The sequence below is a fragment of the Dactylosporangium sp. NPDC051541 genome, assembly GCF_044454505.1.
Taxonomy (GTDB): domain Bacteria; phylum Actinomycetota; class Actinomycetes; order Mycobacteriales; family Micromonosporaceae; genus Dactylosporangium.
In genome coordinates, this window is record NZ_JBITDU010000004.1 from 547554 (window position 1) to 561486 (window position 13933).

Consider the following 13933-nt stretch of genomic DNA (forward strand, 5'->3'; position numbering starts at 1 on the left):
CATCTGTCATGAGGTCTCGGAGTTGCGCCTCCGGTAGCGGAAGAACAGCACGGCGGCCAGCGCCACGACGACGACCACGGCCAGCGCGATCCACGGGGTGGCCGAGCTGTCGGTGTCGTCGGCGGCCGCGTCGGTCGGGTCCGTGATCGGGGTCGTGACCGCGGCCTGGGTGCTCGGCGCGGCCGCGGACGTCGCCGGGGCCGAGGGCGCGGCCGTGGTCGCCACCGGCGCAGCCGCGGCCAGCTTGAGCACCGGCGCCGGGCTGTCGGTGCCGGGCGCGTCGATCCACCGGTCGACCTTGCCGTCGGTGTAGTTCACCAGCGTCTTGAAGGTCAGCTCGGCGGCGTCGGCGGGCAGCTTCGCCACCTTGACGGCGTAGTCGGCGCTCTTCTTGGCCGCCAGGGCCGGCCCGCTCACGGTGTAGCCGTCCGCGTCCGCGGCGAGGGTCCAGCCCGCCGGCCCCGACACGTAGGACACGTCGGCGGGCGCGATCCCGGCCGGCAGCGCCACCTTGACCGAGGCGATGCCGGCCTTGGAGCTCTCGCCCTCGGCGCTGAACGAGATGGTCACGTCGGCCGCGCCGGCCTGCGCCTTGTCGGCCTTGACGGCCACGTGGGCGGCGGCGGGCAGGGCGGTGAGGACCAGCCCGGCCACGGTGGCAGCGAGCACGACCGGCGCTGCTCTCAGAACACGGCGAATCTGCACGGACCGATCCTCCCCAGACGGCATTGATTTCTATAGTCGCCGCGCGGGAGCAAAAAGTTCCCGCGACTCCGGCCGAGCTTTTCGCCGATGTGGCTCATGTGCTCACCGCCGGCGAGCAGGGAGACCAGGCGGCGGGTGCGGACGGCGCGGGGACGCGCATGGCGGGACCAGGTGGAGATGGCGAACGGGCGCCGCCAAGCGCTTGATGCCACGAACGGGCGACCCCCGTTCGATGGACCGGGTGGCCGATCCGGCTACGGTTCGTGATCGCCGACCGCACGATTGGGGGGACATTGTCCCGTCCCCCACCGTTTCGGAGCTTCGACGTCGATGCCCGCGAACCGGATGCAGCGGCACGCGGCGCGACGCGCGCTGCGCCGGCAAGCCGATCATCACCTGGAAGCCGGGCCCGGTGACCGCGCCGAGGCGCCGGGTCTGCTGGGCCACGGCGGCGAGCGCGTCGACCCGGCCGCGCTCCTCGACCGCCGCGGCGAACGCCTATGGCTGCTCACCGCGCCCGGGCCGGCCGGGCCGCGGCCGCTGCCGTGGCTGCTGCGGGCCGCCTGGCGCCGGGCCGCCGCCGACCCCGCCGCGGCGCAGCGGCCGGTGTACGTCGACCTGTCCCGCCTCGCCGCGGACGGGCCCGTCACCGCCGACATGATCCTCGCGGCGATCACGGCCGAGGAGGCGACCGAGCACGGGTACCTGGTGCTGCTCGACGGGCTCGACGACGCCGGCGGCGCGGTCCGGGCCGCCGTCGCCGGGCTTCCGGGGCCGCTGACGCACGCGGCGCCGGCCTCGACCGTCGTCACCCTCTCGCACGCCGAGCCCGTTCCCGGATTTCACATTCCGGCGGTGGTACTCCCGGTCGCCCCCGAATCCCCGTCGAGCGGCACCGGCACCTGGGACACCCTCGGCGACCGTCTGAAAACCCAGCGCCCGTGGCCCGCCCACCTGCTCACCCAGGCCGTCGACGCCTGCCGGGCGGCCCCCGAGGAGCTGCGCTGGCAGATCATCGACGACCTGGCCACGCTCCCGGACCGCCGCCTGCTGTTCCGGGCCGCCCTGGCCGCGGGGGCGTGCGACGACGACGGCGTGCGCCGCGCCGCCCGCACCGAGATCGAGTCCCTGGCCGGCACCGCACCCGCCGCCCGCGACCCGCGCTGGCTGTCCCGCCTGCTCACGCTCCTGCCGCTGCTGGACGCGGGCGGCCACGCCGACGACCCCAGCCCCGAGGTCCCGTCGGCCGGCGACGTCCTGCGCCGGATGGCGGGCACCGGTGGCCCCGGCTCGGCCCCGCTCACCCTGCTGGCCCGCCGCGCCCCCGAGACCGCGGTCCTGCTGGCCGAGACCGCGGCCGACCCCCTCGACTTCGAGGCCGTGGCCCGGGCCGCCGACGAACCACAGGTCCTGCGCACCATCCTGGACCGCTGCGGGCAGCAGCCGGCCTGGCCGACGGCCCTCATCCACCGCGCCCAGCTCGACCGCGGCGTGGCCACGGCCCTGCTCGCCGGCCGCGACCACAACGACCCGCCCCTGGCCGCCGGCCGCTGGCAGACGTTCCGCATGACCCGCGGCACCGCGTACGGCCGGCTCCTGGACGACGTCCTGACCCGCCCCTGGACCTGGCCACCCCACACGGCCCCGCTCCTGGCCACCCTCGCGCAGATCCACCCACCGTCGTCCCCGGCCCCGATCGTCCTGGCCGCCCTCCCCGGCGCGGCCACCGGCGCGATCGCGGCCGCCCTGCTGGCCCTGAGCATCGGCCACCGGCACTCCGGCCACGTCACCCCGACGGCGGCGACGGCCGCGACCCTGGCCGCCCTGGCCGTCGCCGGCGTCGTCCTGACCAGACGGCTGCGCCAGTGGCACAGCGCCCTGCCCGGCGCCGGCGAGACCCCGGCCCCGGTCCGCCGCGAACACGTCCTGGCGAGCGTCCTGAACCTGGCCGGCCGCCGCCTGGACCGGCTCCGCCCCGGCCACTACGCCCTCGACGACCAGCTGCGCCGCACCTGCCTGCGCACGGGCGTGCCGGAGGCCGAGATCGCCCACCTGCTGCGCGCCCAGGCGGCCAGGCACGCGCTGCTCGCCGATTCGACGGCGGCGGCGGTACCGGAGCAGGCTCTTCGTTCGCAGGACGACCGCGAACGCCAGAACTGATGGCCCCGGCCGTCGCCGCGCCGCCCCCCTCCGAGGCCGGCCGGTCGACCCCACCCGGCCCCGTCGACCGGTCGAGCGTGGAGCCCATCGCGTAGGGCGTGCAACCTCTGGAGGGGTGCCGCGCGATAAGGGGCAGCGATCGCTGCTCGTTATCCCCTTCTGAGGAGCTGCATGGACCGGAACAAAGAGGACGAGTACGTGGAATACGTACGTGCTCGCCTGCCCCGGCTGCACCGCACGGCCTGGCTCATCTGCGGTGATCCGCACCTGGCCGACGACGCCGTGCAGGCCACCCTCGCGGTGCTCTACAGCAAGTGGCGGCACGTCAGCGCGGTCGAGAACCTGGACGGGTACGTCCACCGGATCCTCACCCGGCGGATCGTCGACGAGCGCCGGTCGCGCTGGTCCCGGGTCCTGCTGCGGGCCTCACCGCCGGACCGGGTCACCGGGCCGAGCGAAGCCGGCGAGTACGACCACGTCCTGGCCGCGCTGCGGGGGCTGCCCAAAGGTCAGCGCGCCGCCCTGGTGCTGCGGTACTTCGCCGACCTGAGCGTCCAGGACACGGCCAGGGCCCTCGGCTGCTCCGAGGGCAACGTCAAGAGCCAGTGCTCGCGCGGCCTGGCCGCGCTCCGCGACGCGCTCACCGCGTCCGGCCCCGAACCGGGTTCCGATCGTCCGAGCACGACCACGATGAGGCTGATCGCATGACCAAGACACCACCGGATCTGCTCGACGAGGACGACGTCCGCGCGCTGCTGCACGGCGTGCCGGCGCCGCGGGCCGGCGTCGACCTGGCGGCGGCGATGCGCACCGGCCGGCGCATGTCGGCCTGGCGGCGGGCCGCGGGCGTGACGAGCGGCGTCGCCGCGGTGGCGCTCGTGGCGGCGATGGCCGTCGTCGTCGCGAAGGCCGACGCCGACCGGCCGGAGACGAGCGCACCGGCCGTGGCGCCATCGCGCAGTGCCGCGCCGGCGTCGCCGTCGGCTCCGGGACTGTCGGGCGTGACCGACGTCAAGCCGCGGTGTCCGATGACGCCCCTGACGAAGCCGGCCGGGGCGGCCGGTCTGCAGATCGACACCGTCGACCCGTCCGGCCGCTACGTCAGTGCCCACGCGATCGACGACAGCGAGAACTTCAGCAGCGTCCTGTGGGTCGACGGCGTGCCGAAGAACCTCCGGTTCGCGGCCAGCGTCCAGATCAAGTCGATCAACTCGCACGGCGTGGCGGTGGGCGAGGCCGGCGACAGCGATCCGAACTCGGCCGGGTGGTACTTCCGATACGCCGACGGTGTCATGACCCGGCTCGAGGGGGTCCCGGACGGATGGCGGCAGTTCGGCAACGTCACGATCAACGAGCACGGTGACATCGCCGACACCATCAAGCCGGAGAACGACCAGCCCGAAGGCGCCACTCAGGGCATCGTCTGGAAGGCCGGGAGCACGAAGCCGACCCTGGTACCCCTGCCGCCGCTGGGCAGCGTCGCCGCAGTCACCGCCGACACCCGCCTCCTGGGGTACATCGGCGACGGCAAGATGCGGGACATCCACCTCTGGGACCTCACCGGCAACGACACCAAGCTCTCCAACCCCCAGGGCTGGACGGTCGCGGCCGGGCCGACGGCCGGGAACTACGCCACGGGCTGGATCCCCGGCTACATCCCCAAGTGGGACCTCACCACCAACCAGCTGACCACCGTCCCGGCCGTGCCGGACGGCCAGAACCGAGCGCTGGGCATGCAGATCAGCGCCACCGGCTGGATCACCGACGGCGTCCAGGTCGCCTACCGCCCGGACGGCACCCCGGTGCGGCTGGCCGCGCCCGGCGACACCAAGACCGCAACCGGCGGCGTGACCGACAACGGCGACGTGTTCGGCACCTACTACGGGCCGACGAAGGCGTCGTACACGCCGGTGATCTGGCACTGCGGCTCCGCCGCGTAGTCCGATGACCCCGCCGGACCCACCGCCGTGGTGGTCCGGCGGGCGTCACGCCGGGCCAACCGATCGATCGGGCACCCTCTATGCTGGCCGGCCATGACGAAAGCGTTCCCGAACCGCCTGGCCCGGCTACTCACCGAGGTGTTCGCGCCGGCCGTCCTGGCGAGCCTGCTGCCGCTGGTCATCGGGGTGCACGCGACCGGCTCGGTGCCGCGCGGCCTGGCCTGGGGGCTGCTGGCCAGCCTGTTCTCGGCGATCCTGCCGTACACGCTGATCTGGTACGGCGTGCGCCGGGGCCGGCTCAGCGACCGGCACATCGGCCACCGCGAGCAGCGCACGAAGCCGCTCGCGGTGGGGCTGGTCCTGGTCCTGGTCGGCCTCGGCCTGCAGCTCGCGCTGCACGCGCCGCGGGAACTCGTCGCGCTCGTGGTCGCCCACTTCCTCGGCGGCCTCGTCGCGACCGTCGTCAACCACTTCTGGAAGCTCTCCGTGCACGCCGCCGTCGCGGCCGGGACGATGGCCGTGCTCGCGCTCGCGCTGGGCCCGGCCCTGCTGAGCACGGCGGTGCTGGTGGCCGCGGTCGGCTGGTCCCGTGTCCGGCTGCGCGACCACACCACACCACAGGTCATCGCGGGCGCGGTCGTCGGGCTGCTCACGACCGGCCCGGTCTTCGCGCTGCTGCGCTGAGCATCAGGTGAGAGCGGCGATGCGGTTGGCGGCGGCGAGCATCTCACCGGCGACCGGTTCGAGGCCGATCTCGGTGAGCAGGAGGCCGGTGGAGACGCGTTCGGCGTTGCCCCACTCCCAGATCGCCCGCTCGTCGCGGCCCGTGCGGGCGGCCAGCCAGCGCGAGCGGGTGCGCGGGTCGGCGGCGGCGAGCAGGTCGTCGGGGTCCTCGCGCATGAGGACGCCCAGGTCGTACTCGGCGTCGGCGAGGAGCCCGTCCGGGTCCACCAGGCGGTAGGTGCCGTCGGGGGCGCGCAGGGCGTTCCACTGGTGGACGTCGCCGTGCACGAGCACGGCCCGTTCGTCGTCGTGGGCGGCGGCCCGGCGCGCGCAGCAGTCCAGGGCGTTGGCCACCGTCCGCTCCGGGCACGGCCGGTCGAGGCGTTCCCACGTGGCCGTGATGAACCCGGCCAGCCACTGCGCCTTCCACCGCCCGGTCGGCAGGCCCGCGTCCGGAGCCGGCCGCCACACGCTTGCGGCGAGGTCCGTCAAAAGCTCCAGACGCTGCGGCATTGGTACTGCCAGATCCGCCATCGCCGGCCCCAAGCGCTCCAGCAGCAGGGCCGAGCGGTCCAGGTCGGCCCGCAGCAGGTGAGCGCAGCCGGAGCCACCGGCCAGGCGCAGCACCGTGGCCTCGTGCCGCGCGTGGTCGCCGGGCCGCGGGATCAGCAGCTTGAGCACCGCCGGGCGGTCGTCGTCCAGGTGTACCGCGACGACCAGGGCCTCGGTGCCGCCCGAGTACACCGCGCCGACCCGCAGCCCCCAGTCCCGCACCAGCCCGCCGACGAGCGCGGGCAGTTCCGCGAGCCAGCCGTGGGCACCGGCGGCCTCGGCCTTGCGGCGTACGACTTGCGGAACCTCAAGCACGCAGGTTTCCGGCCACGCGCTCCAGCAGGCCGATCAGCTGCCGGCACTCCTCGTCGCTGAGGCCCTGCAGCGACCGGGCCGCGACGGCGTCCAGGGCCGCCGGCACCTGGTCGCGCAGTGCCTCGCCCTGCGGGGTCAGCTCGATGCGGACCACCCGCTTGTCGGTCTCGTCGCGGCCGCGGGTGACCAGGCCGGCCGCCTCCATCCGCTGGGTCATCCGGGTGATGGTGGGGACCTCGACCTCGAGCCGCCGGGCCAGCTCGCCGGTGGTCAGGCCGTCCTGCTGCCACAGCTGGTCGAGCAGGAAGTTCTGGCCGATGTGCACGCCCAGCGCCCGCAGCGCCTCCGCCGAGGCCGTCTTGATGCCCCGCGACGCCCGCATGAGTGCGGCGGAGTACTCCCGGTCGAGCGCCCGTGCCATGCCGGAACGATAGACCACTTGACTTCATTTAGCCGGCTAAGTAATTATCTAGCCGGCTAACCAATCGAGACGGGGAGTGCGTGATGGATCTGGGACTCCAGGGCCGCCGGGTGTTCGTCACCGGGGCATCGGGGCGCATCGGCCGGGCCGTAGCGGTCGCCTTCGCGGCCGAAGGGGCACGGGTCGCGGTCGGCTACCACCGGGACGAGCCCGGCGCCAAGGCCGTGGCCGCCGCGGCCGAACGGGCCGGCGGGCAGGCCGTGCCGGTGCCCGTCGACCTGGCCGACGAGGACGCCGTAGCCCGCGCGGTGGCCGCGGTCGGGGACGCCTTCGGAGGCGTCGACGTGCTCGTCAACAACGCCGTGGGCTGGCCGCCGTTCCCCGCGCCGGGCGAGCGCTTCGAGACCGTGCCGGCGCGGCAGATGCGAGACTCCCTCACGGTGAACCTGCTCGGTCCCTACCTGCTGTCCCAGGCCGTCGCCGGCGGGATGCGGACCCGCGGCTGGGGCCGGATCGTGCACGTCTCCACCGGCCTCGTCGTCGACGGCCGCCCGGGCAGCGCGCCGTACACGACCCCCAAGGCCGGCCTGCACGGCCTCGCCCGCACGATGTCCCGGGAACTGGCCGCCGACGGTGTCCTCACCAACGTGGTCATGGCCGGCTTCGTGCCGGGCGAGCGGCAATGGCCGCCGGAGGCGCTCCGGGCCGCCGAGACGGCCGCCGCCACCGGCCGGGTCAGCACCGCCGACGAGATCGCCCGCGTCGTCGTGTTCCTGTGCTCAGCCGCCAACAGCAACGTCACCGGCGAACTCATCCGCGCCGACGGCCACTTCCTGACCCCCGCGTAAAGCCCGGGCGCAGCACGGAGTGGCCTACGACCAACGGATGGAACCCCGGCCAACCGGCAGCCTGACGGCCTCCGGGCGCGCGAAGATGATCCGGCAGATCTCGTTACGCGCGCCCACCACGTTCCACTCGGGCGGCTGCCGGGACACCGACACGCAGTGCGGCAGCGCCACCGTCGAGCCGATCAGCTGGAATCCGCCGGCGTCGCCGCCGTCGGCCAGGTCGCCGTACAGCAATGGGCCGCTGTAGGAACCGCCGCTGCTCATGCCGTCGTCGTTGGTCAGTACCGCGCGGATGAAGTACACCGGGTCGGCGGCCGAACGGTCCGGCACCATCGTCGCGAGCGCTGCGGCGTCCTCCGACGCGCCCTGCTCCACACCGGTGACGACGACCCCGACCCGCGTCCGCGTGTCTCCCACGCCGACCGTGATGACCGCTTTCTCGCCGAACCGCAGCCGGGTGCCGACCGGCGTCGAGCCCGGCAGATCCTCGGTCGACCCGTTTGTGGAAGCAACAGCGGTCGCACCGGGGGCCGCCCCCTCCGGCGGCCCGACCTCACAGCCAGCCACGACCGACAGCACCGGCAGCAGCGCGATGAGTGCGGCCGGCCGAACTGTCATCCACCCATCGTATCGACGTGCGCCGAAGAGTGTAAGGCGTCACAACGGCAGGGCGGCCAGGTCGGTGCGGGCGGTCACGCCGAGTTTCGGGTAGGCCTTGTACAGGTGGTAGGCGACCGTCTTCGGGCTCAGGAACAGTTGCGCGGCGATGTCCTTGTTGGACAGGCCCTGCGCGGCCAGGCGGGCGATCTGCAGCTCCTGCGGTGTCAGGCGGGCGGCGGCCGGCTCGGGGCGGGCCGCGGCCGACGGGAGGCCCGTGGCCTCGAGTTCGGTGCGGGCGCGGGCCGACCACGGGCGGGCCGAGAGGCGGTCGAAGGTTTCCAGGGCCTGTTGCAGCAGCGGGCGGGCGTCGGACTTTCTGCGGGCCCGTCGCAGCCACTCGCCGTACAACAACTCGGTCCTGGCTCGTTCGAACGGGCGGGACGGGAGCTTCAGGGCGATCAGGAACTCGTGTTCGTCGCCCGAGCGCAGGGCGCGGCAGCGGTGGACGAGGGACTGGGCCCACGGCTGGGCGGTGCGGTCGGCGAACGCGGCCAGGCGGGCCACGGCCGGGTCGGCCTCCGGGTCGCGGCCCGCGCGGACGGCCGCCTCGACCAGGTCGGGGATGCTGCGGTAGGCGACGACCTGGTGCGCGTACGGGTCCGCCTGCAGCGCGGCCAGGCGCGGCACGGCGGCTTCGGGGCGGCCGCGGCCCAGGTCGTGCAGGGCCAGCGCCCACTGGGTCCAGGCGTAGCCGGCCGGCTCGGCACCGGGGGCGGTCGCGGCGAGGGCGTCGGCGGCCGCGGACCGGCACTCGTCGTCGTCACCGGCCAGGGCGTGCAGCACGGCCCGTACCGCCGACAGCTGCCCCACCCACAGCGCCTGCCCGGCGTCGCGGGCCAGCGCCAGGCCCTCGTGCACGCTCACGGCCGCGTCGCGGTGGCGGCCCGCGAACAGTTCGGCCTCGGCCAGGTAGAACAGCAACGTCGGCAGGAGACCCGCGAGGCCTTCGGCGCGGCAGCGGGTGGTCAGGGCGGCGGCCAGTTCGTGGGTTTCGCTGTCCTGGCCGGCGACGAAGCCGAACCCGCACAGCTCGACGAGGTCGCGCGGGGCCACGGCGGGGTCGTGCGCGGTGCGCCGGTCGGCGACGGGTGGGAGGGGGCGGCCGCGGGCGGCGGCGACGATGTACCGCGCGACCGGGTCGTCGGTGGCCTCGGCGAGCCGGTCGAGGCATTCGCCGATGGTGGGCTCGCCGAGGTACCAGGCCGGGTGCAGCGCGTTGCGGTGGTGACCGCCGTAGGCGATGAGGTCGTACGCGGCCCGGAAGTCGCCCTGCCAGAACCAGGCCATGCCCTCGACCGCGCCGACACGGGCCAGGAACGCCGGGTCGTCGTCGAAGCCCGCGGCCCGCTCGGCCAGCCGGACGGCCGCACCGTGCGCGCCCGCGTGCAGCCCGTTCTCGGCCGCGAGCAGGAGCCGCCGGGCCCGGGCTTTCGGGTCGGTGCTGAGCTCGGCCGCCCGTTCGCACGCGGCCGCCGCCGCACTGTAGCCGCCGCGGGCCCGGGCCGTGTCGGCCGACGCTTCCAGCAGGGCCGCGACCTCGTCGTCGGGCCCGGTCGCGGCGGCCGCCCGGTGCCAGGCGTGCCGGTCGGCCGACCCGGCCCCGGTCAGCTCGCCGGCGAGGGCCCGATGCGCGGCGACCCGCTCGGCCAGCGCGGCCCCGTTGTACACCGCGGCCCGCACCAGCGGATGGCGGAACCGGATGCGCCCGTCGCCGACCTCGACCAGCCGCGCCTCCTCGGCCGGCCGCAGGTCCTCGGCCGACGCCAGCCGCAGCACCGGCCCGAGCTCCCCGGAGTCGTCGGCGGCGGCCAGCAGCAGGGCCGCCCGCGTGCCCGCCGGGAGTGCCGCGACCTGATCCCGGAACGCCGCGGGTGGTGCCCCACCGGTGAGGAGCGCGAGTGGATTGCCATGAGCCAGAGCCAATTGCCGCAGTTGTACGGTCTGTGCCAACCCGGGTTGGAGCAGCCGCACGGCGTCGGCGTCGGCCAGGCCCTGCAGTTCCAGCGACGGCACCCCGGGGGCCGGGAACGCACCGTCCCGGGCGGCGAACACGATGGCGATGCCCTCGGCCCCGAGCCGCCGCGCCGCGAACAGCAGCGCGTCCGCGGACACGGAGTCCAGCCACTGCGCGTCGTCGACGAGGCACACGACGACCTCCGGCCGGGGCTTCAGGCTCGACCGTACCTCCGGTCGGGGCTCCGGGCTCGACCGATCGGGCTCACCGTCGGCCAGCAGCGACAGCACCGCCAGCCCGACGAGCAGCCGGTCCACGGGCTGTGCGGGGTCGCGGGCGCCGGTGGGTGGCTCGAGGCCGAAGGCGGTGGCCAGGGCGGTGCGCTGCGGGCCGGGCAGGCGGTCGAGGCGGTCCAGGACGGGGCGCAGGAGCTGCGTCAGGCCGGCGAACGGGAGGTCGGCTTCGAACTCGGCGCCGGCTGCACGCAGTACCAACGTCGCATCTGGCAGTGTCGTGGTCGGCAGTGCCGCGACCCAGTCCAGGAGGGCCGTTTTGCCGATGCCGGGGTCGCCGCGCAGGACGAGGGCGCCACCGGTGCCGTCGCGGGCCGCCTCGACGAGGGCGGCCAGCCGCGCCTGCTCGTGGGACCGGCCGACCAACACGGGACCGACTCTAATGCCGGTGACGATTACCTAAGCGTTCCCGATTCGCAACGGGTGTGCCAATCCATAGCGTCGCCGCCATGACGAGTACCGCGATCTCCGCCCCGCCGGCCCCGAACCCGGCCGCGCCGCGGGGTGTGCTGCCCGCCCTGCTGACCGTGACGTTCCTGACCGCGCTGGACTTCTTCATCGTCAACGTGGCGTTGCCGGCGATCCAGCTCGACCTCGGCGCGGGCCCGGCCGCCCTGCAGTGGGTCGTGGCCGGGTTCGGCCTGGCCCTCGCGGCCGGTCTGATCACCGGCGGCCGCCTCGGTGACCTGTACGGCCGCCGCCGGGTCCTCGCGATCGGCCTGGTCACGTTCACGGTCGCGTCGGTCCTGTGCGGCCTCGCGCCGGGGCCGGGCCTGCTCATCGCCGGCCGGGTCCTGCAGGGGGCCGGCGCGGCTCTGATCATGCCGCAGACCCTGGCGATCCTCCGCATCGCCGTGCCGGCCGCCGCCCAGCCGCGCGCGTTCGCCCGCTACGCCCTCACCCTCGGCCTGGGTGCCGTCTTCGGCCAGGCCGTCGGCGGCGTCCTGATCCGCGCCGACGTGTTCGGCCTGGACTGGCGCACCTGCTTCCTGATCAACCTGCCGGTCGGCGCGGCCGCGCTCGTGATGCTCCGGGCCGTCCCCGAGTCGCGGGGCGGCGGGACGCGGCTCGACCTGGCCGGGGCCGGTCTGGTGACGGCGGCGCTGGTCGCGCTGCTGCTGCCGCTGATCCAGGGGCGCGAGCAGGGCTGGCCGCTGTGGACGTGGGTGAGCCTGGCGGTCGCGGCCGGGCTGTTCGCCGCCTTCATGATGCTGCAGCGGTACCGGGCCGAGCCCCTCGTGCACCCCGGGCTGTTCCAGGGCCGGGCGTTCGCCGCGGGGCTGGTCGCGGTGCAGGCGTTCTGGATGGGGCAGGCGTCGTTCTTCCTGGTCCTGGCGCTGTACCTGCAGTCCGGGCGGGGGCTGTCGGCGCTCGGGTCGGGCGCGGTGTTCATGGCCGTCGGCGCCGGGTATCTGCTCACGTCCCTGAACGCGCACCGGGTCGCCGCCCGGCTGGGGCGGGCCACGGTCACGGTCGGCGGGCTGGTGATGGCCGCCGGGCTGGGGGCGATGGCGCTCGCGGCCGGGAGCGGGCTCGGCTGGCTGCTGCCCGGGCTGGCGCTGGAGGGGCTCGGGATGGGGCTCGCCCTCGCGCCCCTGACGACGCTCGCGCTGTCGACGGTGCCCCCGAAACACACCGGAGCGGCGGCGGGCGTCCTGTCCACCGTGAACCAGACCGGCAACGCGCTCGGGGTGGCGCTCATCGGGATCGTGTTCTACTCCGCCGCCACGATCACGGATGGCTTCCGCGCGAGTCTGGTGGCGCTGGTGGTGCTGGAGCTGGCGCTGGCCCTGCTGACGCGGCTCCTGCCGCGCCGGTGAGCTCGACGGGCCTCCGCGCGGTACCGCTGCGGAGGCCCTTTCGGGGTGTCAGGCCGGCCGGGCCGTGTCGCCCTCGCCGGTGTGCTCCTGCGCGAAGTCGACGCCCTTGTCGATGTGGTCGCTGTACTTGTTGCCGGTCTTGTCGTCGACGACGTCGCCGACCTTGTCCAGAGCCTGGTCGACCTTCTCGTCGTGCTGGTCGGCGAGATCCTTGACCTTGTCGAAGAAGCTGTTCATCGGCCTACCGTACCCAACCCCTCGGCCGCGGCGTGGAAGAAGTCCCCGCCCTTGCGCCGTGTGTCGTCGGTCCCCCACGCTCGGTCCTCGGCCGTGACCTTGCGCAGCCGCGGGATGTGTTTCGCGCAGTGGATGTACGCCTCCTCGACGAACACGTTCACCCAGCGCTCCGCCCGCCGCCCCGGCACCTCGTCGGCCGGCAGGTGCGGGTGGTCCCGGCGCATCTCCACGTCGGAGGCGACGGTGGCGTGCCCGTTGACGTGCAGGCCGATCACGTCCCGGAAGAAGTCGACGAACAGCAGCCCGACGTTGGGGTTCTCGACCAGGTTGCCGACGCTGGCCATCACGCCGTTGCCGCGGTACTCGGGCCACGCCAACCGGCCCGGCGCGAGCACGCTCACGAAGCCGGGCGGCCCGGCCCGGAACGTGGAGTCGCAGTGCCCGAGCGCGTCGGCCGTCGACACGAACATCATCTCCTGCCGCCCGACGAACTCCATCATGTGCTCGTTCAGTGCCGGCAACACCTGTTGCCGATAGAAGCGCTCGGCCCGCTCCACCGTCCCCGCTCGTTCCTGCATCAGCCGTTCGCCGGCCGATCCCGCCATGAGTCCGTGATCGCCTCCCATCTGGAGAGGATCACACGTCCGGGTCGCCATTTTGTCGCACATCGTGTGCGATCCATGGACGGAGCGCGACGGATGTGGCATGCTCGACCGCTTTCTGCACGACTGCCGGATCTCGGTCGGCGTCCTCCGGCCCGCTTTCCCCGAGCAGTGCGTGCAGCGCGCCCGTCACGGCGCCGACGAACGCGCCGACCAGGGCGGCGGCCACGATCGGGTCGAGCTCGTCGGGGTAGGCGGCGGCCAGCCGCCGGGCGAGCTCCTGCTGCATGTCCATCTGTGTCTGCAGCGCGCGCCCGCGCACGGACGGGATCTCGGCGATGAACCGCAGCCGCAGCGCCGCCAGCCGCCCGGACAGGTCGTCGCTGTCCTCGCCGACCAGGGACAACGCCCGCAGCAGCACCTCGGCCGGGCGGTCGCCGGGTGCGCGCTGCTCGACCGCCTGGACCGCCGCCCGCAGCCGCGCGTCGGTCTCGGGGAAGAGCAGGTCCTCCTTGCTGGCGAAGTAGCCGAAGAAGGTCCGCGTCCCGATCTCCGCCGCCGCCGCGATGTCGGCGATCGTCGTCTGCTCATAGCCGTCGCGCTCGAACAGGTCGGTCGCCGCGGCCACGATCGCCTGCCGGGTCCGCGCCCGCTTGATCTCCCGCAACGACATGCCGCCCATCATATCGCACCGAATGTTACT

Annotated in this window: 14 protein-coding genes; 6 read left to right on the forward strand and 8 right to left on the reverse strand. The window is 74.3% G+C overall.

All coding sequences use genetic code 11. From position 1 onward, the window contains the following. Nucleotides 1–6: 6 nt before the first annotated feature. Nucleotides 7–669 carry a DUF1775 domain-containing protein gene (locus tag ACIA8L_RS22030; RefSeq protein WP_395907287.1) on the reverse strand — a complete coding sequence of 221 codons (663 nt, stop codon included), beginning with the start codon at nucleotides 667–669 and terminating at the stop codon, nucleotides 7–9. Nucleotides 670–1035: 366 nt separating this feature from the next. Between ACIA8L_RS22030 and ACIA8L_RS22035 the strand changes: the two genes are divergently transcribed. The 4 genes from ACIA8L_RS22035 to ACIA8L_RS22050 all read left to right on the forward strand — a co-directional run bounded on the left by ACIA8L_RS22035 (nucleotide 1036) and on the right by ACIA8L_RS22050 (nucleotide 5489). After that, nucleotides 1036–2865, forward strand: coding sequence for a hypothetical protein (locus ACIA8L_RS22035; RefSeq protein WP_395907290.1), 1830 nt, complete (start codon nucleotides 1036–1038; stop codon nucleotides 2863–2865). Between the two features lie 171 nt (nucleotides 2866–3036). Further along, on the forward strand, nucleotides 3037–3573 hold the full coding sequence (locus ACIA8L_RS22040) for a SigE family RNA polymerase sigma factor (protein WP_395907293.1): 537 nt from the start codon (nucleotides 3037–3039) through the stop codon (nucleotides 3571–3573). Beyond that, a complete protein-coding gene (locus ACIA8L_RS22045; protein ID WP_395907295.1) occupies nucleotides 3570–4805 on the forward strand; it encodes a hypothetical protein in 1236 nt (411 codons plus the stop codon). Before ACIA8L_RS22040 ends, ACIA8L_RS22045 begins: the two co-directional genes overlap by 4 nt. Nucleotides 4806–4898: 93 nt before the next feature. After that, entirely contained in the window at nucleotides 4899–5489 is a 591-nt protein-coding gene (locus ACIA8L_RS22050) for a phosphoesterase PA-phosphatase (RefSeq protein ID WP_395907298.1), read from the forward strand. A gap of 3 nt (nucleotides 5490–5492) precedes the next feature. Here the strand turns inward: ACIA8L_RS22050 and ACIA8L_RS22055 are convergent, their stop codons facing one another. Next, nucleotides 5493–6395, reverse strand: coding sequence for an aminoglycoside phosphotransferase family protein (locus ACIA8L_RS22055; RefSeq protein WP_395907301.1), 903 nt, complete (start codon nucleotides 6393–6395; stop codon nucleotides 5493–5495). Next, the gene (locus ACIA8L_RS22060) at nucleotides 6388–6816 is read right to left on the reverse strand and encodes a MarR family winged helix-turn-helix transcriptional regulator (RefSeq protein ID WP_395907303.1); all 429 of its coding nucleotides are present in this window, start codon (nucleotides 6814–6816) and stop codon (nucleotides 6388–6390) included. Before ACIA8L_RS22060 ends, ACIA8L_RS22055 begins: the two co-directional genes overlap by 8 nt. Nucleotides 6817–6899: 83 nt before the next feature. Here ACIA8L_RS22060 and ACIA8L_RS22065 point away from each other — a divergent pair, with 83 nt between their 5' ends. After that, a complete protein-coding gene (locus ACIA8L_RS22065) occupies nucleotides 6900–7664 on the forward strand; it encodes an SDR family NAD(P)-dependent oxidoreductase (protein WP_395907305.1) in 765 nt (254 codons plus the stop codon). Nucleotides 7665–7688: 24 nt separating this feature from the next. On the opposite strand, the gene ACIA8L_RS22070 is transcribed toward ACIA8L_RS22065, so the two are convergent. After that, nucleotides 7689–8282, reverse strand: a complete 594-nt coding sequence (locus ACIA8L_RS22070; protein ID WP_395907307.1) for a hypothetical protein — start codon at nucleotides 8280–8282, stop codon at nucleotides 7689–7691. Nucleotides 8283–8321: 39 nt separating this feature from the next. Next, complete coding sequence (locus ACIA8L_RS22075) at nucleotides 8322–10940, reverse strand: AAA family ATPase (protein ID WP_395907310.1); 2619 nt, start codon at nucleotides 10938–10940, stop codon at nucleotides 8322–8324. A gap of 80 nt (nucleotides 10941–11020) precedes the next feature. Here ACIA8L_RS22075 and ACIA8L_RS22080 point away from each other — a divergent pair, with 80 nt between their 5' ends. Beyond that, the gene (locus ACIA8L_RS22080; protein WP_395907312.1) at nucleotides 11021–12391 is read left to right on the forward strand and encodes an MFS transporter; all 1371 of its coding nucleotides are present in this window, start codon (nucleotides 11021–11023) and stop codon (nucleotides 12389–12391) included. A gap of 48 nt (nucleotides 12392–12439) precedes the next feature. On the opposite strand, the gene ACIA8L_RS22085 is transcribed toward ACIA8L_RS22080, so the two are convergent. The 3 genes from ACIA8L_RS22085 to ACIA8L_RS22095 are packed head-to-tail and all read right to left on the reverse strand — an operon-like array spanning nucleotide 12440 to nucleotide 13903. Next, on the reverse strand, nucleotides 12440–12628 hold the full coding sequence (locus tag ACIA8L_RS22085; RefSeq protein ID WP_395907314.1) for an antitoxin: 189 nt from the start codon (nucleotides 12626–12628) through the stop codon (nucleotides 12440–12442). Then, nucleotides 12625–13233: a pyridoxamine 5'-phosphate oxidase family protein gene (locus ACIA8L_RS22090; RefSeq protein WP_395907317.1), complete on the reverse strand. Its 609-nt coding sequence runs from the start codon at nucleotides 13231–13233 to the stop codon at nucleotides 12625–12627. Before ACIA8L_RS22090 ends, ACIA8L_RS22085 begins: the two co-directional genes overlap by 4 nt. Before the next feature lie 31 nt (nucleotides 13234–13264). Then, nucleotides 13265–13903 carry a TetR/AcrR family transcriptional regulator gene (locus ACIA8L_RS22095; protein ID WP_395907319.1) on the reverse strand — a complete coding sequence of 213 codons (639 nt, stop codon included), beginning with the start codon at nucleotides 13901–13903 and terminating at the stop codon, nucleotides 13265–13267. Nucleotides 13904–13933 lie beyond the last annotated feature (30 nt).

Coding starts and splice junctions, on each gene's coding strand:
- ACIA8L_RS22060 (WP_395907303.1), bottom strand. CDS start 6,816: ATGGCACGGGCGCTCGACCGGGAGTACTCCGCCGCACTCATGCGGGCG.
- ACIA8L_RS22065 (WP_395907305.1), top strand. CDS start 6,900: ATGGATCTGGGACTCCAGGGCCGCCGGGTGTTCGTCACCGGGGCATCG.
- ACIA8L_RS22050 (WP_395907298.1), top strand. CDS start 4,899: ATGACGAAAGCGTTCCCGAACCGCCTGGCCCGGCTACTCACCGAGGTG.
- ACIA8L_RS22070 (WP_395907307.1), bottom strand. CDS start 8,282: ATGACAGTTCGGCCGGCCGCACTCATCGCGCTGCTGCCGGTGCTGTCG.
- ACIA8L_RS22095 (WP_395907319.1), bottom strand. CDS start 13,903: ATGTCGTTGCGGGAGATCAAGCGGGCGCGGACCCGGCAGGCGATCGTG.
- ACIA8L_RS22045 (WP_395907295.1), top strand. CDS start 3,570: ATGACCAAGACACCACCGGATCTGCTCGACGAGGACGACGTCCGCGCG.
- ACIA8L_RS22090 (WP_395907317.1), bottom strand. CDS start 13,233: ATGGCGGGATCGGCCGGCGAACGGCTGATGCAGGAACGAGCGGGGACG.
- ACIA8L_RS22085 (WP_395907314.1), bottom strand. CDS start 12,628: ATGAACAGCTTCTTCGACAAGGTCAAGGATCTCGCCGACCAGCACGAC.
- ACIA8L_RS22035 (WP_395907290.1), top strand. CDS start 1,036: ATGCCCGCGAACCGGATGCAGCGGCACGCGGCGCGACGCGCGCTGCGC.
- ACIA8L_RS22080 (WP_395907312.1), top strand. CDS start 11,021: ATGACGAGTACCGCGATCTCCGCCCCGCCGGCCCCGAACCCGGCCGCG.
- ACIA8L_RS22040 (WP_395907293.1), top strand. CDS start 3,037: ATGGACCGGAACAAAGAGGACGAGTACGTGGAATACGTACGTGCTCGC.